This window comes from Roseibium porphyridii (assembly GCF_026191725.2).
In the GTDB taxonomy this organism is placed as follows: Bacteria; Pseudomonadota; Alphaproteobacteria; order Rhizobiales; family Stappiaceae; genus Roseibium; species Roseibium porphyridii.
In genome coordinates, this window is record NZ_CP120863.1 from 2,024,968 (window position 1) to 2,042,199 (window position 17,232).

Annotated in this window: 17 protein-coding genes; 15 read left to right on the forward strand and 2 right to left on the reverse strand. The window is 56.8% G+C overall.

The genetic code is table 11. The features are described 5' to 3' along the window. The first annotated feature begins 34 nt into the window (after nt 1-34). The 5 genes from K1718_RS09365 to K1718_RS09385 all read left to right on the forward strand — a co-directional run bounded on the left by K1718_RS09365 (nt 35) and on the right by K1718_RS09385 (nt 5,154). On the forward strand, nt 35-1,015 hold the full coding sequence (locus K1718_RS09365) for a tripartite tricarboxylate transporter substrate binding protein (RefSeq protein ID WP_152500671.1): 981 nt from the start codon (nt 35-37) through the stop codon (nt 1,013-1,015). Between the two features lie 83 nt (nt 1,016-1,098). Continuing rightward, entirely contained in the window at nt 1,099-1,590 is a 492-nt protein-coding gene (locus K1718_RS09370) for a tripartite tricarboxylate transporter TctB family protein (protein WP_152500672.1), read from the forward strand. Nucleotide 1,591: 1 nt separating this feature from the next. Beyond that, nucleotides 1,592-3,115, forward strand: coding sequence for a tripartite tricarboxylate transporter permease (locus K1718_RS09375; protein WP_152500673.1), 1,524 nt, complete (start codon nt 1,592-1,594; stop codon nt 3,113-3,115). A gap of 27 nt (nt 3,116-3,142) precedes the next feature. Beyond that, nucleotides 3,143-4,336: a CaiB/BaiF CoA transferase family protein gene (locus K1718_RS09380; RefSeq protein WP_265684035.1), complete on the forward strand. Its 1,194-nt coding sequence runs from the start codon at nt 3,143-3,145 to the stop codon at nt 4,334-4,336. Further along, on the forward strand, nt 4,333-5,154 hold the full coding sequence (locus K1718_RS09385; RefSeq protein WP_265684037.1) for a citryl-CoA lyase: 822 nt from the start codon (nt 4,333-4,335) through the stop codon (nt 5,152-5,154). The genes K1718_RS09380 and K1718_RS09385 overlap by 4 nt, the downstream gene beginning before the upstream one ends. Before the next feature lie 55 nt (nt 5,155-5,209). Here K1718_RS09385 and K1718_RS09390 read toward each other — a convergent pair whose 3' ends face one another. After that, nucleotides 5,210-5,965 (reverse strand): IclR family transcriptional regulator, encoded by a 756-nt coding sequence (locus tag K1718_RS09390; protein ID WP_265684040.1) that lies wholly within the window; start codon nt 5,963-5,965, stop codon nt 5,210-5,212. Between the two features lie 178 nt (nt 5,966-6,143). On the opposite strand from K1718_RS09390, the gene K1718_RS09395 reads away from it, so the two are divergent. The 10 genes from K1718_RS09395 (at nt 6,144) to kce (ending at nt 14,772) form a co-directional block, all read left to right on the forward strand. Continuing rightward, a complete protein-coding gene (locus tag K1718_RS09395) occupies nt 6,144-6,983 on the forward strand; it encodes a cyclase family protein (protein WP_152500677.1) in 840 nt (279 codons plus the stop codon). 61 nt (nt 6,984-7,044) lie between these two features. Then, nucleotides 7,045-7,395, forward strand: coding sequence for a cupin domain-containing protein (locus tag K1718_RS09400; protein ID WP_152500678.1), 351 nt, complete (start codon nt 7,045-7,047; stop codon nt 7,393-7,395). Then, nucleotides 7,392-8,192 carry an SDR family NAD(P)-dependent oxidoreductase gene (locus K1718_RS09405; RefSeq protein ID WP_265684044.1) on the forward strand — a complete coding sequence of 267 codons (801 nt, stop codon included), beginning with the start codon at nt 7,392-7,394 and terminating at the stop codon, nt 8,190-8,192. Before K1718_RS09400 ends, K1718_RS09405 begins: the two co-directional genes overlap by 4 nt. Nucleotides 8,193-8,195: 3 nt before the next feature. Continuing rightward, nucleotides 8,196-9,119, forward strand: coding sequence for a 3-hydroxyacyl-CoA dehydrogenase family protein (locus K1718_RS09410; protein WP_265684046.1), 924 nt, complete (start codon nt 8,196-8,198; stop codon nt 9,117-9,119). A 36-nt stretch (nt 9,120-9,155) separates the two neighbouring features. Then, nucleotides 9,156-10,445, forward strand: a complete 1,290-nt coding sequence (locus tag K1718_RS09415) for an ABC transporter substrate-binding protein (RefSeq protein WP_371419571.1) — start codon at nt 9,156-9,158, stop codon at nt 10,443-10,445. 68 nt (nt 10,446-10,513) lie between these two features. Then, the gene (locus K1718_RS09420; RefSeq protein WP_152500681.1) at nt 10,514-11,242 is read left to right on the forward strand and encodes an ABC transporter ATP-binding protein; all 729 of its coding nucleotides are present in this window, start codon (nt 10,514-10,516) and stop codon (nt 11,240-11,242) included. Further along, the gene (locus tag K1718_RS09425; RefSeq protein ID WP_265684048.1) at nt 11,229-11,939 is read left to right on the forward strand and encodes an ABC transporter ATP-binding protein; all 711 of its coding nucleotides are present in this window, start codon (nt 11,229-11,231) and stop codon (nt 11,937-11,939) included. Before K1718_RS09420 ends, K1718_RS09425 begins: the two co-directional genes overlap by 14 nt. 1 nt (nt 11,940) lies before the next feature. Then, complete coding sequence (locus K1718_RS09430) at nt 11,941-12,804, forward strand: branched-chain amino acid ABC transporter permease (RefSeq protein ID WP_152500683.1); 864 nt, start codon at nt 11,941-11,943, stop codon at nt 12,802-12,804. Continuing rightward, nucleotides 12,804-13,826: a branched-chain amino acid ABC transporter permease gene (locus tag K1718_RS09435; RefSeq protein ID WP_152500684.1), complete on the forward strand. Its 1,023-nt coding sequence runs from the start codon at nt 12,804-12,806 to the stop codon at nt 13,824-13,826. Before K1718_RS09430 ends, K1718_RS09435 begins: the two co-directional genes overlap by 1 nt. Before the next feature lie 76 nt (nt 13,827-13,902). Then, nucleotides 13,903-14,772 (forward strand): 3,5-dioxohexanoate:acetyl-CoA acetone transferase, encoded by an 870-nt coding sequence (gene kce, locus K1718_RS09440; protein WP_285806079.1) that lies wholly within the window; start codon nt 13,903-13,905, stop codon nt 14,770-14,772. 82 nt (nt 14,773-14,854) lie between these two features. On the opposite strand, the gene K1718_RS09445 is transcribed toward kce, so the two are convergent. Continuing rightward, nucleotides 14,855-17,230, reverse strand: a complete 2,376-nt coding sequence (locus K1718_RS09445) for a YbcC family protein (protein WP_265684054.1) — start codon at nt 17,228-17,230, stop codon at nt 14,855-14,857. Between the last annotated feature and the right edge of the window lie 2 nt (nt 17,231-17,232).

Genomic DNA, 17,232 nt, shown 5'->3' on the forward strand with positions numbered 1-17,232 from the left:
GCTCGTTAAGCCCCAGCGTGTCTGGGAGGAAAATATGACACTTTTGAAAATGACCCGTCGGGTCGTTCTGGCTGCTGCTGCAGTCTCTTTTTCATTTGCAACCCCGTCCTTTGCAGAACCGGCTGTCGATAGCATCCACTTCCTGATTCCAGGCGGTGCAGGTGGTGGCTGGGATGGCACAGCACGCGGCACCGGTGAAGCGCTAACGAAGGCAGGCCTAGTCGGCACGGCATCTTACGAGAACATGTCCGGCGGCGGTGGCGGCAAGGCCATCGGCTTCCTGATTGAAAACGCGGACAGCAACCATGGCACGCTCATGGTCAACTCCACGCCGATCGTGATCCGCTCGCTGACCGGTGTGTTCCCGCAGAACTTCCGTGATCTGACTCTGGTTGCCGGCACAATCGGTGACTATGCGGCTCTCGTGGTGCCTGCCGACGGCGATATCAAGGACGTCAACGGTCTGATCGAAGCCTTCAAGGCGGATCCTGCCGGGACCGCGATTGGTGGAGGTTCTGTGCCGGGCGGCATGGACCATCTGGTTGCGGCAATGGTGTTCCAGGCAGCCGGTGCTGATCCAGTCGCGATGAAATACGTGCCTTATGACGGTGGCGGCAAGACCATGGCTGGTCTGCTTTCCGGTGAAGTTCAGGCCGTTTCCACCGGCTTCTCAGAAGCCGTTGAATTGGCCAAGGCAGGTGAAGTGCGCATCATCGGTGTAACTGCACCTGAACGCGTCGACGCCTATGCAGATGCCCCGACCATGGTCGAGCAGGGCAATGACACGACCTTCGTCAACTGGCGCGGTTTCTTCGCTGCACCTGGTCTTCCGGCGGACAAACTGGCCGCTTACCAGGATGCCATTGCGAAGATGTACGAAACCGATGAGTGGGAAGAAGTTCGGGCTCGCAACGGTTGGGTGAACATCCACAATCCGGGCGACGACTTCCGCTCTTTCCTTGAAGAGCAGGAAAAGTCCATCGGCGATCTGATGAAGAAGCTCGGCTTCCTCTGATCGACGTTCAGCAGAGCTGAAACGCAAGGCACGTCCGGGACTTCCCGGACGTGCCGCCCAATCCAAAAAATGTGGGGGGAACGATGGCGCTTGATCGCTGGCTAGCACTGGTCATCTTGTTGATCTGTCTGGCTTATGGCTATGCAGCTTATTTCACCATGGACGCGCTTTTGCCGCCGATCATGCAACGCAGCCCAATTTGGCCCTCAAGCTTTCCCAAAGTCTTGGCCATTGGCGGAATTCTTCTGTCGCTGAGCATCTTGCTCGGTCTGGAAAAATCCCCCGACAAGAAGGACGCTGCAGACATCAATCTGTCGCGTCTACATGAATACAAGGTCGGCCAGGCGCTTCTCCTGTTGGGCTTGATGGTTGCCTATGCGTTGCTGCTGCGGCCGCTTGGGTTCCTAACCTCCACTTTTCTTTTTCTCACGGTTGGCAGCTTCATTCTCGGTGAGCGCCGCTATGTCATGATGATCGTTGTCGCGGCTATTGCTGCCGGTACGGTCTGGTACCTTGTGGACGTGGTGCTGGGCATCTTCTTAAGTCCATTCCCGTCTTTTCTGATTGGAGGCTGAGATGCTCGAAGGACTTCTGACGGGCCTCGCAACGGCCTTCACATTCACAAACATCATGATGGTTGTAGGCGGCTGTCTGATCGGTACGTTCATCGGCATGCTGCCCGGGCTTGGCCCGATGTCGATCATTGCCATCATGATCCCGGTCGCGATCACAATCGGTGACCCGTCAGCTGCACTGATTCTGCTTGCTGGCGTTTATTATGGTGCGGTTTTTGGTGGTTCGACGTCTTCGATCCTGATCAATGCTCCAGGCGTCGCTTCGACTGTTGCTACTTCCTTCGACGGCTATCCGCTGGCACGTAAGGGGCAGGCCGGGAAGGCCTTGACGGTTGCCGCGATCTCCTCGTTTGCGGGGGGCACCATCGGTGCGATCCTGCTGATGGTGTTTGCTCCGGCGCTGGCCTCCGTCGCGCTGCTGTTTCATTCGTCTGAATATTTTGCACTGATGGTTGTCGGGTTGTCAGCGATTGCCGCATTTGCCGGCACCGGACAAGTCGGCAAGGCGCTGCTGATGACGTTCCTTGGACTGATGATGGCAACGGTTGGCGAAGGCGTTCTTTTCAATATGCCGCGCTTCACCATGGGCGTCATGGATCTCCAGTCCGGCTTTGGCTTCATCACGCTTGCCATGGCGATGTTCGCGCTCCCTGAAGCCATTTTCCTTGTGCTTGACCCTGCGCGCTCAAAAACCGGCGACGGCAGTGATGGTGGCAAGATCAAGAACTTGCGGATTACCAAGGACGAAGCGCGCAAGATCACACCGGTGATCGGCCGGCAGTCGCTCCAGGGTTTCTTTATCGGTGTTCTGCCCGGCGCAGGGGCGACGATTGCCTCTTTCCTTGGGTATGCGGTTGAGCGCAACATCGCGAACAAGGAAGAGCAGGAAGAGTTCGGCAAAGGTTCAGTGAAAGGCATTGCTGCTCCTGAAAGCGCCAACAATGCCGCCTGCACCGGTTCATTTGTTCCTCTGCTGACACTGGGCATCCCCGGTTCAGGAACAACTGCAATTCTGCTGGGGGCGTTGATCGCGCTTAATGTCAGTCCAGGTCCGCGCCTGATGGTTGATGAGCCTCAGATTTTCTGGGCCGTCATCATCTCAATGTATCTTGGCAATCTGGTTCTTCTGATCCTCAATCTGCCGCTGATCCCTTACATCGCAAAGGTTCTGGCGGTTCCGCGCAACTATCTCATCCCGTTCATCCTGTTCTTCACATTGATGGGCGCCTATATCGGCCAGAACAACGCCACGGAGCTTCTTCTCCTTGTCGGTTTCGGGATTTGTGCAACGCTGTTCCGCTTTGCAGACTATCCATTGGCTCCCTTGCTGATCGGGTTCATTCTTGGGCCTTTGCTTGAGAATAACTTCTCCCGTGCCATGCAGCTTTACGACGGTGTCGGATTTATCTGGGAACGGCCGATGACGCTCGGGTTGCTGATCCTTGCCGTTGTTCTTGTTGTTCTGCCCGGCTACAGAGCCCGTCGTGCACGCCTGCGTGCGGAAGGTGTCGCTGACGGCGATTGATAACGGCAGCACGAAGGGACACATCAGGTGTCGAAACCGCTTGAAGGGATTAGGGTCCTCGACCTGACCAATGTTCTTGCCGGCCCATTTTGCTGCCACCATCTGGCGCATCTTGGGGCGGAAGTAATCAAGGTCGAGGCCGCGGGCCGAGGCGATCTGGCCCGCAATCTTGGCGCTGATCCCGATCTGAACGAGAAAGGCATGGGTGTTTCTTTTCTTGCGCAGAATGCGGGCAAGAAATCCGTCACTGTCAATCTGAAACACCCGAAGGGAAGAGCGCTTTTCATCAAGCTCGTCAGGTCCGCAGATGTGCTGGTCGAAAACTTTCGTCCCGGTGTTATGGACCGATTGCAGGTTGGTTACGATGCACTGAAGAAAGAGCGACCTGAACTGATCTATTGCGCCATTTCCGGCTTCGGACAGGACGGACCCTGGGTCCATCGCCCGGCGTATGACCAGATCATTCAGGGAGCTTCCGGTGTCATGTCGATCACCGGTGACAGCGAAAGCGCGCCATTACGCGTTGGATACCCGGTCGCCGACACTGTCGGCGGAATTACCGCTGCATTTGCGGTCGCTTCAGCGTTGAATGCTTCGCCGAGGGGCAGCTTCATCGATGTCTCCATGCTTGAATCGGTGCTCGCGACCATGGGGTGGGTGGTATCCAACTACCTGAATGCTGGTGTTGAACCCGCAGCGAACGGCAATGAGAACGTCACGTCAGCTCCCTCAGGAGCCTTCCAGGCAGGCAGCGGTCTTTTGAACATTGCAGCCAACAAGGATGAGCAGTGGGTGTTGCTTACCGATCATCTGGGCTTGAGTGCACTGCGCGAGCGCCCTGATTACGCGACGCGCGAAAACAGGAAGAAAAACCGTCTGGCGCTGAAAGCGGAGCTTGAGACTGTTCTGAAAACCCGCCCAGCGCGTGATTGGGCGAAGGAACTCAATCGTATCGGTGTGCCGTCCGGGGCTGTCCTGACGGTTCCGGAAGTGCTGCAAATGCCGCAAATCGCGGATCGAGGCTTCCTGCACACCTTTCAGCAGGTGCCTGGTGTTGGTCGGGACATCGCCGTGACGACGACCGGGATAAAGCTGGATGGTGATGCACCCAAGGTGTCCGCACCGCCGCCGCTTCTTGGCGAGCACAATCATGAAATCTGGAGCGAGCTTGGTCTCAGCAGCCAGGAGCTGGAAGACCTTCGAAGCGACGGTGCACTATGAGCAACGCAGGCAAAGATGTATCCGATTGGTGGGCGACAGACATCATAGACATGGCGCCCGGGCAGATACGGCTACGCGGCCACCCGATCGAAGAGCTGATCGGCAACGTCACCTTTCCTCAAATGATCTGGCTGATGACGAGAGGCGGCTTGCCCACGCCCGAACAGGCAAAGCTTTTGGAGTGCGCTCTCGTTGCGGCGGTTGATCACGGTCCGCAGGCACCGTCGATTGCCGCGGCGCGCATGGCGGTTACCTGCGGCCTTGGTCTTAACGGTGCAATGGCATCTGCAGTCAATATGCTCGACGACGTTCACGGGGGGGCGGGTGAACAGGCTGTAGAACTTTATGGCTGGATTGATGATGTCATGAAAGACGGCGTTGGCCTTGATCAGGCCGCTGCGAAGATGATTGACCGTTGGCAGGCCGAGCGGACCGTTTTCGTGCCAGGTTTTGGCCACAGGTTTCACAAGCCAGAAGATCCGCGAGCGCCACGCCTGCTTGGTCTTGTGGACGCGGCCGCTGCGGACGGTGTTGTGAGCGGACGGTTTGCCGAAATCGGACGGGCAATCCAGAAGATCCTGAACACCCGGAAGGGCAAACCCGTTCCCATGAACATCGATGGAGCGACCGCTGTTGTCTATGCGGAGCTCGGTTTCGCCGGGCAGCTCGCGCGCGGGCTTTTTTGCCTGTCCAGGTCCGTCGGTGTGATCGCGCATTCCTGGGAGCAAATGAACCAGGGTGGCCGGAACAAGGGGCCGACGCCGCCAGCTTATCGCTGGTCCTATACTGGGCCGAATCCGATTGACGGCCAGACCTGACCTACCGGTGCCGGTGAAACAATGTGATGCCGGCATGATCGTCAAGCTGTTTCGATCAGAGAAGCTGCAGGATTGATTTTCTTGCCTGGAGGAGGAGCTCCGCCAGAGCGCCTTTGAGACGCGTGAACCTGTGAGACGGCACAGGTATCGATACTGCATAGATCTGATCCATTGGATCCTTGAAGGCGAAACCGGCTGCTGAAATGCCGTCTGTGTGCTCGTTCAGGTCCCAACCGATGCCGGTTTGCCGGATGTCTTCGATCTCCCGCATGAACTCCGACAATGGTTTGGCGTCATCCTCGGTCGCTTTCAATTCCGGTGTTGCGATTGCAACGAGTGCATCGTCCTCGAACAAGGAGAGTGCAGCCTTGCCGTTGGCTGTTGTTGTCATGGGAAAGACTTCGCCAACGGCAGAGACGGTTCTAAGGCGATGGGAACCAATCACCTGATCAACGAAGACCATGTGATCTTCCCTAAATGCGGCCAGGTCAACGGTCTCTTCTGTCTTTGAAGAGAGGTCGACCAAGACAGGCCGAATGAGCTCGGCCATATTGATCCGGCCAGCTGCGGCCAGCGACTGGATTTCCGGCCCGAGCCTTAGCCCCCCTTCGGCAGAACTTGCCATGACCAGACGTTCGGCGATGAGCGCATTCACGATACGCTGTACCGTAGAGCGGGGCAGGTGTACGCGCTCAGCTATGCCGCCAAGGCTTAGTCCGGAGTTGTCTTTTTTCAGAATCCGCAGAATCTCGGCTGCTCGAGAAATAACTTGAACGCCTTGATTTGTTTGCGCTTTCCTTTCGATATTCATGACTTTTTCCGCCCGTGTTCCTAGTCCAGCTCCGGTCTGGAATCGCATGCTAATGCAGCGTGATACTGTCTGCATATAGCAAATATACGCGTCGTGTCGAGAAAACACTTGACCACATTATGATACACTCGTACCGTAAAGCAATACAGATTGGCGCTGGCCTTCGGGAGGATCAAAAATGTCAGTGATGATTCGCGGGATCGAGTTTCAGGAAAACCTGAACAACGATATGGGCGTCGAGTTCTATAACCTGTCGCACCGCTATGGATTTCAGTGCCCGAACTGGCCGTATTTCAAAGATGTCCAGATTGAGCGGAAGCACTACATGGCCAAGTCCGGTGTGCTGTCCCAGACAATCACCACCACGATGCATGTGACGACGCACATCGATGCACCGGCTCATGTCGTTCCCGGAACACCGTTCATCGACGAAGTGCCGTTGCCTCATTTTTTCGGGTCCGGGCTGGTTGTCTCGGTGCCGAAGGAAAAGTGGGAGCCGATCACGGGCGACGACCTGGAGAAGGCTTGTGGCCATGCAATCCGCAAGAACGATGTCCTGATCATCAACACGGGCTGGCACAAGCAATATGAGGATGGTGACTACTTTGCCTACTGTCCCGGCCTCGTGCCTTCCGCCGCCGACTGGATCGTGGAGAAAGGCATTAAGGTTGTTGGTCACGATACCCAGGCAAATGACCACCCGCTTGCGACGGCCATCGGTCCGCAGCGCAACGGGCCAATCCTGCCGCATTTGGAGCAGGAGTATCTTGAGTGGTCCGGCGGCCGCGATTGGAAAGACGATTTTCCCGAGTGGGAACCGGTTCACAACAAGCTGTTCAGCAACGGTATTCTTGGCATCGAAAATGTCGGCGGCGATCTTGATGCAGTCACTGGAAAACGCTGCACGTTTGCATTTTTCCCATGGAACTGGGACCGGGGCGATGGGTGCATCATCCGCCTTGTGGCGATGATCGACCGCGGCCAACAGTATCGCATCGAGGCAGGCGAAACCTTCTGATCCTTCATCACGGGCCCCCCGTTGTGGGCGACCTTCATGCACAAGGTTCGGGAGGGTGACAATGCATGTGAAACGCTTTGAAGACGCTGCCCCTTATGAAGCGCCAAATCACCGGGATGTGGTCGGTTTGCGGTTGCAGGGGTTCGAAGAAGGTGGTCCGGAGAACCAGTGGGTCGGGCTAAGCCAGTTCCTGCCCGGTGGGGGGGCGGGGCCTGACTCAACTCCCTTCGAAAAGGTCTACGTGGTCCTGGAGGGCGAGATGACCGTGATGACCGAAGGCGCAGAGACTGTTTTGCGAAAGTACGACAGCTGCACCATCGCACCGAATGAAGTGCGTACCATCGAGAACCGCTCAAACCTGGTGTGCACGATGCTTGTCGTGATCCCGTATCCGTCGGAGGCAAAGACATGAGTAATGCCTGGAAGAACCCGCTGGGATTGTTTGATGTCTCGGGCAAGGTTGCGCTGATTACCGGCGCTTCGGGAGCCTTTGGCGCAGTCGCTGCAAGAGCCCTTGCGGGGGCGGGCTGCAAATTGGTCCTGGCAGCAGCCAACGAGAAGGCATTGGGCGAAGTGGCTGCCGAATGTGAAAAACTTGGCGCTGATGTCGTCACAAAGGCCGTGCGTCCGACTGATGAGACAGTTTGCGACGGTCTTGCCGACCTTGCGGTCGAGCGCTTTGGGTCGCTGGATATACTTGTTGTTGCTTCAGGCATGAACAAGGTCGCGAAGATCGATACGCTCACTCCAAAGGATTTCGACGGCGTGATGGAAGCCAACGTGACTCAGTCTTGGCTTCTGACACGGGCTGCCACCAAAAAGATGAAGCAACAGCCTACCGGCGGAAAGATCGTGCTGGTCTCATCCGCGCGCGGCCTGCTTGGTCATCCGGCCGGATACACAGCCTATTGCGCGTCAAAGGCTGCTGTTGACGGCATTACCAAAGCTCTTGGGTGCGAACTTGGCGAAGAGAACATCACCGTCAACGCCATTGCTCCAACTGTTTTCCGCTCTCCGCTGACAGCATGGATGTTCGAGGAAGACGATACGGCCAAGGGTTTCCGCAAAGGTTTTATCGCCCGCGTACCGAAGGGGCGCCTGGGTGAACCGGAAGATCTGATCGGGCCATTGTTGTTTCTGGTATCGCATGCATCCGACTTCTACACCGGTCACATACTTTACGCCGATGGCGGCTACACGGCGGGCTGAACGATGGCGCGATCCTTCACAATAGCCGTACTTGGCGCTGGGCTGATGGGGCATGGTATTGCGCTGACCTTTGCCCGAGCAGGACACAAGGTCAATGTCTTCGATGCCTTTCAGGCCGGTCTTGACGCTTTGCCTGAACGTGTTTCCAAAAGCCTTGATGCCATGGGTGTCGAGAACGCCGAGAATGCCGAAGTCCTTGACCGTATTTCGGCCCACAAAGAGATCAACGCGTGCGTATGCGACGCAGACTTCGTGTTCGAGGCGGCCCCTGAGAAACCTGAGCTTAAGCGAGCCTTGTTCCAGGAAGTGGAGCAGTATGCATCCGCAAATACCGTTTTTGCATCCAATACCTCGGTCATACCGATCACTACGATCATGGCGGACCTGGAACATCAAGACCGTTCACTGGGCACCCATTGGTGGAACCCGCCTCACTTGATACCGCTTGTTGAAGTCATCAAGACGCAATGGACGGATGAAACAACCATCGAACAAACCGTCGAGCTGCTGACCTCTGTCGGCAAGACGCCGGTGCGAGTTGAAAAGGATGTTGCCGGGTTTATCGGCAACCGCCTTCAGCATGCGATGTGGCGTGAAGCCATTTATCTGGTGGAAAGTGGCGTCTGCACTGCCGAGGCCGTCGACAAAGTTGTCAATGCCAGTTTTGGGCGCCGACTTTCGGTTCTCGGTCCGCTCGCAAATGCCGATCTCGTGGGCACGGACCTGACACTCGATATTCATGAAAATGTTCTGGCCGACCTCGACAATCGGCCAGCCCCTTCACCCTATCTGCGTGATCTGGTTGAGACCGGAAAGCTCGGCATGAAGAGCGGTGAAGGATTTATGAGCTGGACGCCGGAGGACATGGAGGATGTCCGAACGCGTGTCGCAACTCACCTTAGGAAGCTCGAAACGATCCTGACGTGACAGCCGCTTAAATCTTGAGCGCATCTGGGAGGAAAGATGATGACGCTGATTGGGAAGAAAAAAGGTATCACCCGCCGCGGATTTCTGGCCGGAGCATCGGCCGGGCTAGCCGCGCCCGCGATCTTGACGCGCACTCGCGCCTATGCTGCGGATCCTGTGGTCAAAATCGGTCATGTCAGTCCGCGGACCGGTCCCCTGGCGGGATTTGCCGAGGCTGACGACTACGTTCTTGAGGGTATCCGCAAGGTGCTCGCAGCCGGTGTTGAGAACAATGGTAAGACCTATCAGGTTGAAATCATTTCCAAGGACAGCCAATCCAATCCGAACCGTGCGGCTGAAGTGGCATCCGAACTGATCCTGGGTGATGAAGTCGACATCATTGTTGCGGCCTCCACGCCGGACACCACAAATCCGGTATCTGACCAGGCCGAACTGAACGAAGTGCCCTGCGTCACGACGGATTGTCCGTGGCAACCGTACTTTTTTGGAAGAAACGGCGACCCGGCAACCGGGTTTGACTACACCTATCATTTCTTCTGGGGCCTGGAAGACGTCATCAAGGCTTTCCTGGCGCTGTGGGAGGAAAGCGGCGTTGAGCGCAAGGTTGGCGGGCTTTTCCCCAATGATGCGGATGGCAATGCCTGGGGCGACGAGATCCACGGCTTTCCGCCGGCCTTGATCGGCAGTGGATTCGAGCTGACAGATCCTGGCCGCTATCAGCCTCTAACGGATGATTTCTCCAGTCAGATCTCGGCGTTCAAGGAAGCGGGATGCGATATCATTACCGGCAATATGATACCGCCCGATTTCGGAACTTTCTGGTCGCAGTCCGCGCAACAAGGCTTCAATCCGAAGGTGGTGACCATCGGCAAGGCTCTTCTTTTCCCCTCTGTTATTGAGTCTCTTGGGGAGCGTGGCAACGGTCTGACATCTGAAATCTGGTGGACACCGAACCATCCATTCAGCTCTTCCCTGACCGGCGTATCAGCGAAGCAGCTCGCGGAAGGGTATACAGCATCGTCCGGCCGGCCATGGACACAGCCCATCGGCTTCAAACATGCACTCTTTGAAGTGACGACAGACGTTATTCGGCGCAGTGCTGATCTGGATGATCCGAATGCGATCCTGGAAGCCATCTCCAAAACCGATCTGGCTACGGTCGTTGGTCACGTGAACTGGGACTTTGGCCCGGTCAAGAACGTGTCCAAGACGCCGCTGGTTGCAGGACAGTGGCAGAAGGGGGCAAATGGGATGGAGCTGGTGATCACCTCCAATCACAGCGCACCCGAGATTCCGACAACAGGGACCTTGCAGTTGCTTTCCTGATGCCTGGACGGCGCGTGGCTTCCAGGCCGCGCGCCAGCCCCTCCAAGACACCAGCTCTGAAGGTCTGCATGAAACCGGTCCTAGAACTACAATCCGTTTCCAAAGCGTATGGCGCGATCACCGTGGCCGATGACCTGAGCTATCAACTCGGGAGCGGTGAGGCACTGGGTGTGATTGGCCCCAATGGCGCCGGAAAAACATCCATGTTCAATCTGATCACAGGAACGGTTCGCTCCGACCGGGGAACGATCTACCTCAACGGACAGGATGTGACACGACATTCGGCAGCCAAACGCTGCCGGGCTGGTGTCGCACGTTCGTTCCAGATCCCGCAGCCCTTTTCCAGGATGACGGTCTTTGAGAACACGCTGGTCGCGGCCACACACGGAACCCAGAACACGCTAGCTGCAGCCAATGCGCATTGCCTTGAAGTTCTGGAGCTGACTGGTTTGATCGACCGTGCGAATGATCCGGCTGGCAAGTTGACATTGCTTGGCCGCAAGCGGCTGGAATTGGCACGCGCCCTGTGCGCCCGGCCACAAGTTCTGCTTCTGGACGAGATTGCCGGCGGCCTGACGGAAAAGGAGTGCCAGGATCTCGTCACGACGATCAACACGATCCGCCAGACCGGTCTGTCGATCATCTGGATCGAACATATCGTTCACGCGCTTCTCTCCGTTGTCGACCGCCTGATCGTCATCGATTTCGGCAGGAAGATCGCTGACGGCGATCCGAAGGAAACCATGGCGAGCCAAGCCGTGCAGGAGATTTACATGGGGGTGGATGCAGATGGCTGATGCATTGCTGTCCACACAGGCTCTTGAAGCCTATTACGGCGATTTCCAAGCACTTTTTGGAATTTCGATTGATGTCTTTCCCGGGGAAGTTATCGCCATCATCGGCGCCAACGGTGCTGGCAAAACCACGCTGATGCGGTCTATTACCGGACTGATCAGGAACCAACCCGACATGGTGTTATGGAATGGCGAGGCCATCGGTTCGCGTCGCGCAGATCAGGTCGCTGCGGCAGGCATTGCCATGGTTCCGGAAGGGCGCCAGCTTTTTCAGTCATTATCGGTCGAAGAGAACCTCATCATCGGCGGGCAGATGGGTCGCAAGGGGCCCTGGTCGCTCGAGAAGGTTTTTGAGTTGTTCCCGATCCTGAAGGAGCGGAGGAACGTTCCTTCAACGGCACTCTCAGGTGGTCAGCAACAGATGGTCGCCATCGGACGCGCCCTGATGTCGAACCCGCAAATACTGCTTTTCGATGAAATCAGCCTTGGTCTCGCACCCATTATCATCAAATCGATCTACGAAGCGCTGCCAAACATTATCGGTGAGGGCATGAGTGCCATCATCGTTGAGCAGGACATAGCCAAAGCCCTGAGTGTTTCCAGCCGTGTTTACTGCCTACAGGAAGGCCGAATTTCCCTGGAAGGGCGTCCTGAGACGCTGAACCGCGACGACATCAGCGCCGCTTACTTCGGAGTTTGAGATGGATTGGATCAACGCCATCATTCAAGGGATCCTGCTCGGCGGGCTTTATGCGCTTTTCGCTGCGGGTCTCTCACTCATTTTCGGTGTGATGCGCCTGGTGAATATTGCACACGGCGACTTCATCGTTCTGGCGGCTTTTCTGGGGCTTTCGGTGACGTCAGTGCTCGGGATTTCTCCTTTACTTGCGCTATTGCTGGTGGTCCCGGCAATGGCCGCGCTGGGATATGTGCTGCAGCGCGGCATCCTCAATCAAACGCTTGGAGACGACATCCTGCCTCCCTTGCTGGTGACCTTCGGGCTTTCGGTTATCATCCAGAACGGTCTCCTTGAGATCTATAGCGCCGACCCTCAGAAGATGAGTGCCGGACCGATAGAGACAGCCAGCATTGCACTGCCCGGTGACCTCAACGTCGGTGTCTTGCCGCTCATCATGTTCCTGGTGGCTGTCGTGGTGATCGCCGGTCTGCAATGGGTATTCTACCGCTCCGCATTGGGCAGAGCATTCCGGGCCGTCTCCGACAAACAGGATATTGCTGAACTCATGGGTCTGAACAAGGCACATGTCTTCGGGCTTGCGATGGCTTTGTCTCTTGCTGTGGTCGCCATTGCCGGGGTTTTTCTGGGCATTCGAACCAGTTTCGATCCGTCGATCGGTCCTGGCCGTCTCATATTTGGGTTTGAAGCCGTGATTATCGGCGGGCTCGGAAATCTCTGGGGCACATTGATTGGTGGCATCATCCTGGGGGTCAGCCAGAACATCGGCGCGCAGATCAATCCGGGGTGGCAGCTTCTTGCCGGCCACATCGCCTTCCTCTTCGTGCTTGCCGTCAGGCCCCGCGGACTGTTTCCGAGGATCGACTGATGACTACGACAACTTATTCGATATCCCGATCCTCGACGGTGACCCGGACGGCTGCGGTCGTCGGTATTCTGGTCGTTGCCGGTTTGATTGCAGCACCCTGGTGGGCAGGCCGAGCAGACATGAGACTGTTGAGCGAGATGTTTCTCTATCTCTCTCTTGCATGCCTTTGGAACCTGCTCGCCGGGTATGCAGGGCTGGTCTCTGTCGGTCAGCAGGCGTTTGTCGGCTTTGGTGGCTACATGCTCTTCGCTCTTGCGATCTTTGCCGGTGTCTCGCCGATCGTGGCCATACCTCTGGCCGGGATACTTGGAGCCCTTGTCGCTGTGCCCGTGGCCTTGCTTATCTTCAGGCTGCGCGGCGCTTATTTTGCGATTGGAACCTGGGTGATCGCCGAGGTGTTCCGACTGTCATTTGCGCAGATTTCCGCACTCGGCGGTGGGTCCGGCACCAGCCTGCCTGTGGCCATCGTGCGTGGCATGGCCTCCAACCGCTCAATGCGTGAAGCAACGACATACTGGCTAGCGCTTGGAATGGCCGTCCTGGTGCTCGTGGTGATCTACATGTTGCTGCGATCCCGCAACGGTCTGGCGCTGACCGCGATACGCGACAGCGAGGTGGCGTCGGAGAGTTTTGGCATCGATATCTGGCGGCACAAATTCGTTGTCTACATCATTGCTGCGGGTCTGACGGCGATGACCGGTGCATTGATCTTCCTGCAAAAACTCCGGATTTCCCCGGATGCAGCCTTCAATGTCAATGACTGGACTGCCTTTGTCATTTTCATTGTCGTTATCGGCGGCATTGGAACACTGGAGGGGCCGATTATTGGTGTGATCGTGTTCTTCCTGCTGAGAGAGACGCTCTCGGATCTTGGTACGACTTACCTGCTCATTCTTGGTGTCGTGGCCATCGTTGTCATGCTGAAAGCCCCCAAAGGCCTGTGGGGAACCCTGAAGGAACGCACGGGGCTGGAGCTTTTCCCGCTGTCGCGCCGGGTCGTGAAAAACAAATCGGACAAATGAGGAGGCGGTCTTGGCCGGTAAACGCAACAAAACCATCATCACATGCGCGGTGACCGGGGCCATCCACACGCCCACAATGTCTGACGCTCTGCCATATACCTATGATGCTATTGCCGAGCAGGCGATTGAAGCGGCTGAAGCAGGGGCATCCATTCTGCATCTTCATGCGCGCAACAACGAAACGGGCGCACCATCCGTTGATCCGGCCGACTTTGCGCCGTTCCTGCCGCGCATCAAGCAGGCAACCGATGCTGTCATCAACATTTCAACGGGCGGATCCCTAACCCTGTCCATTCAGGACCGGATCAGACCGGCTGCGACTTTCAGCGCCGAAATGTGTTCGATGAATATGGGAAGCATGAACTTTTCTTTTCATCCTCTTGCCAAACGATACGACAGTTGGAAGTTCGACTGGGAGCGGGACTATGTCGCGAATTCGGACGGCAATATCTTTCGCAATACCTTCAAGGATATCCGCGAAGCGGCCGAGACACTTGCCCCGCATGACATCAAATTCGAGCATGAGTGCTATGATGTCGGCCACCTCTACAATCTGAAATTCTGTATGGATACCGGATTGTTCAAGGCTCCGATCTTCATTCAGTTCGTCATGGGTATTCTGGGGGGCATAGGAGCGGATATCGACAATCTCGTGTTCATGAAGAAGACTGCCGACAAGCTGTTTGGAGATGACTATCGCTGGTCGATCCTGGCAGCCGGCAACGCCCAGATCCCTATGGCCACTACGGCCAGCCAGATGGGTGGGAACGTGCGTGTCGGCCTTGAAGACAGCCTATTTATAGCGCGGGGAGAACTGGCACGCTCGAATGCGGAACAGGTCGCCAAGATCCGCCGCATTGTCGAAGAGCTGGGGAGTGAGGTGGCTACACCTGAAGAAGCAAGGGAAATCCTCGATCTGAAGGGTGGGGACCGGGTTGCATTCTGAGGGTCGCAACCTTGAGCCAATCGGCGGCGGCAAAGACACCGCCACCAGTTCTGATTTGTCAGTCAACGGATATGCTGAAAGCTCAGGCGGCCTTGTCCAAATGATCCTCGACTGACCATTTCCCTCCAGGCTGATAGCGGCTCACAGCTGTGCCCTCTTTCATTGCGAAGAGATGCAGCCAACCATTGTCGAAAAGGGCCGCGACCTCAGGATGCGCCTCAAGGACAGCAGATATTGCATCCTGAGGGGCTTCGATCAGCACAGACAAACGCAGCGGTTTGTGAACCAGTTTCTTGCCGTCATGGAGGGTCTGCCAAGGCAGGCCGGGTTTCAAGGCGCCGCCATTTCCTTCGACCACCCCAATTCCGCCAACCGCGTTGTGGATCAGTTTGTTGCCGCCGCCGAAGACTTCCGGTGCAACCGAAGACCCGTAATATTGCAGGCTGATCCAACTCGCCACGACCACCGGCGCCGTCAGGATTAGTTCCAGGGTTTTGAAGTCTTCGTCTGATTGCCAATCGTAACTGTGAAGGAAGGCGCGACCCTCCAAATCCGCCGTTGCGGTGACATACCGTGGGGCGGCAACAAATGCGGCGCATCCAGCAAGACCCCATTCCGGTCGGACCTGCGACCAGTCCATGGCCCTGGAGGCGATGGAGGAGGCTCTGGCGCCCGGCAGTCGAAGCGCTCGTTCGGCGCGCGCTGCGGCACCTGCTTGTGCCAGCCACTTTTCCAGAGAAAGGACTTCCGTTCCGCTTTGGCCGCAATCCTCCGGATAGAGGGTAACATTGTCCGTTGTAGTGTCGTGAAGGCCCGCAATGAAGTGCGTATCTGAAGGGATTTCGATGCCTTTGGTGGGAAATCCGTCGCGGGTTTCTGGGTCGTTGAGCAGTGATGCCAGCAGCCGCGCGGACACTTCTCCTGAATATCCGCCGCAAGCGCCACAATGGTAGGCACTCTTGTGAGGATTGTTTGTCATCTGCGCTCCATGGCCAACGAGAAGGACCGTCGGGGCATGACCCTTTGTCAGGCTCATGGCCTTCAACACGGTGGCCGCAATTTCAATCTTTGTTTTGGTGTCCAGATCCGGATCTAGGTACGGGGCTGGTGAATGCCCAGACTTGTTACCAGCAATGCCGATGGCGTTTCGGACCAACTTGAGCCCATAGAGCGGACCGGCGGCCTCGACAAATGCAAACGAGGAAACGGCAGCCTGGCGAAACCGATCAAAGGCCCGCAGCACACGGCGTCCGACCCGTTCGTTGTGTTCAGTTTTTTTGTCACCTTGACTTGATGATGCCAGAGCGGGTTTCAACAGGACCGGCAGGTGGTTTTCAACGACGTCCGACCCATGGTCTGTGTGCGCAAGTGGCAGGCCGAAGAAACCGGCAAATCCAATGGTCTCTATGCCCGTGTTCTGGCTTTCAAGCGCGCGCCGGAAGACCTCGGAGCGAACATCAATACAAAAGGCAGCTTGAACCGTAGGGCGCTTGAGCCCAGCGTTGGATGATCCAAGCTTAGATTTGATTTCGCGCTGGTAGGCGCGCTCGGCAGCTTCCTGCAGAATTCCGTCAACTACCTGATCGCATGACGCTGCAAGCGGCTCCTCGTGCGCCGAGATTTCATCCTTCCACTGGTCGTTGATCTCGGGAAACTGCATGAGCAGGGCGTCCTCCCAGATCAGCCGAATGGCCAAAAGATCGGCAAGCGTTGTGTCTGTTCCGCCAGTCAATTCGGCTTGCCAGAGCTGCCAGCGGGCGTGTTGTGCCCAGCCGCCAAGGTCGAGCAGAAGACGATGAAATGCTGTTTCAGCAGCAGCGATGCTGAGACCAAGACTTTCCGTTGTCTTCAAGACAGCTTGTTCAGAGGTGTCAGGGGACGCCGAAACACGCGAGCAAAATCCACCAAGACCAGCAATTTCTGGCGTAAGGTCCCGGCTGGCCCAGGCGCGCCAGGCCACAAGGGCTCCTTCGTCTGGTGCCGGTGTCCAGAGAGCTTGACCCCTGTCAAAATGACCTGAAGCCCAAAGCCCGAATGTTCTTGAGATGACGGATGGCCAGTCGATACCGGTGGCGGTTGCAGCAAGGTCTGCGATTGTGCTGGCAGTCCTTGGCTTCCGTGCGGGCCGTGACGCAAGGCCTTTCAATGCTTCGAGATTGCCCGGTTTCAAGGGCGACGAGCTCGCGCCCAGAGCCGCGATCAAATCTTCATCGCCGATGCGTCCGGTTTGGATGTCTTCAAAGAGAACATTTCTTGGTTGTGTTGCGTTGACACCGGCAACACGGGCAAGACGTGCCGAGGCAGCTGCAATGTTTTCATTCACCTGACCGAGAAACGGATTGACCGCGACCGTGGCGTCAAGCGGGAATGCGGGAGGGATAGCGCGGATGGCGGCTTCCCCTGCCTGCAAGATGCCTGATTTCCGGGCCGACGTGAATTGAGCGTGTTTGATGAACATGT

Excerpts from the sequence above, each read along its gene's own strand:
- K1718_RS09410 (WP_265684046.1), top strand. The coding sequence starts at position 8,196 with ATGGCGCGATCCTTCACAATAGCCGTACTTGGCGCTGGGCTGATGGGG.
- K1718_RS09425 (WP_265684048.1), top strand. The coding sequence starts at position 11,229 with ATGCAGATGGCTGATGCATTGCTGTCCACACAGGCTCTTGAAGCCTAT.
- K1718_RS09390 (WP_265684040.1), bottom strand. The coding sequence starts at position 5,965 with ATGAATATCGAAAGGAAAGCGCAAACAAATCAAGGCGTTCAAGTTATT.
- K1718_RS09430 (WP_152500683.1), top strand. The coding sequence starts at position 11,941 with ATGGATTGGATCAACGCCATCATTCAAGGGATCCTGCTCGGCGGGCTT.
- K1718_RS09395 (WP_152500677.1), top strand. The coding sequence starts at position 6,144 with ATGTCAGTGATGATTCGCGGGATCGAGTTTCAGGAAAACCTGAACAAC.
- K1718_RS09445 (WP_265684054.1), bottom strand. The coding sequence starts at position 17,230 with ATGTTCATCAAACACGCTCAATTCACGTCGGCCCGGAAATCAGGCATC.
- K1718_RS09435 (WP_152500684.1), top strand. The coding sequence starts at position 12,804 with ATGACTACGACAACTTATTCGATATCCCGATCCTCGACGGTGACCCGG.
- K1718_RS09405 (WP_265684044.1), top strand. The coding sequence starts at position 7,392 with ATGAGTAATGCCTGGAAGAACCCGCTGGGATTGTTTGATGTCTCGGGC.
- K1718_RS09385 (WP_265684037.1), top strand. The coding sequence starts at position 4,333 with ATGAGCAACGCAGGCAAAGATGTATCCGATTGGTGGGCGACAGACATC.
- K1718_RS09400 (WP_152500678.1), top strand. The coding sequence starts at position 7,045 with ATGCATGTGAAACGCTTTGAAGACGCTGCCCCTTATGAAGCGCCAAAT.
- K1718_RS09370 (WP_152500672.1), top strand. The coding sequence starts at position 1,099 with ATGGCGCTTGATCGCTGGCTAGCACTGGTCATCTTGTTGATCTGTCTG.
- K1718_RS09365 (WP_152500671.1), top strand. The coding sequence starts at position 35 with ATGACACTTTTGAAAATGACCCGTCGGGTCGTTCTGGCTGCTGCTGCA.
- K1718_RS09415 (WP_371419571.1), top strand. The coding sequence starts at position 9,156 with ATGATGACGCTGATTGGGAAGAAAAAAGGTATCACCCGCCGCGGATTT.
- kce (WP_285806079.1), top strand. The coding sequence starts at position 13,903 with ATGTCTGACGCTCTGCCATATACCTATGATGCTATTGCCGAGCAGGCG.
- K1718_RS09375 (WP_152500673.1), top strand. The coding sequence starts at position 1,592 with ATGCTCGAAGGACTTCTGACGGGCCTCGCAACGGCCTTCACATTCACA.
- K1718_RS09420 (WP_152500681.1), top strand. The coding sequence starts at position 10,514 with ATGAAACCGGTCCTAGAACTACAATCCGTTTCCAAAGCGTATGGCGCG.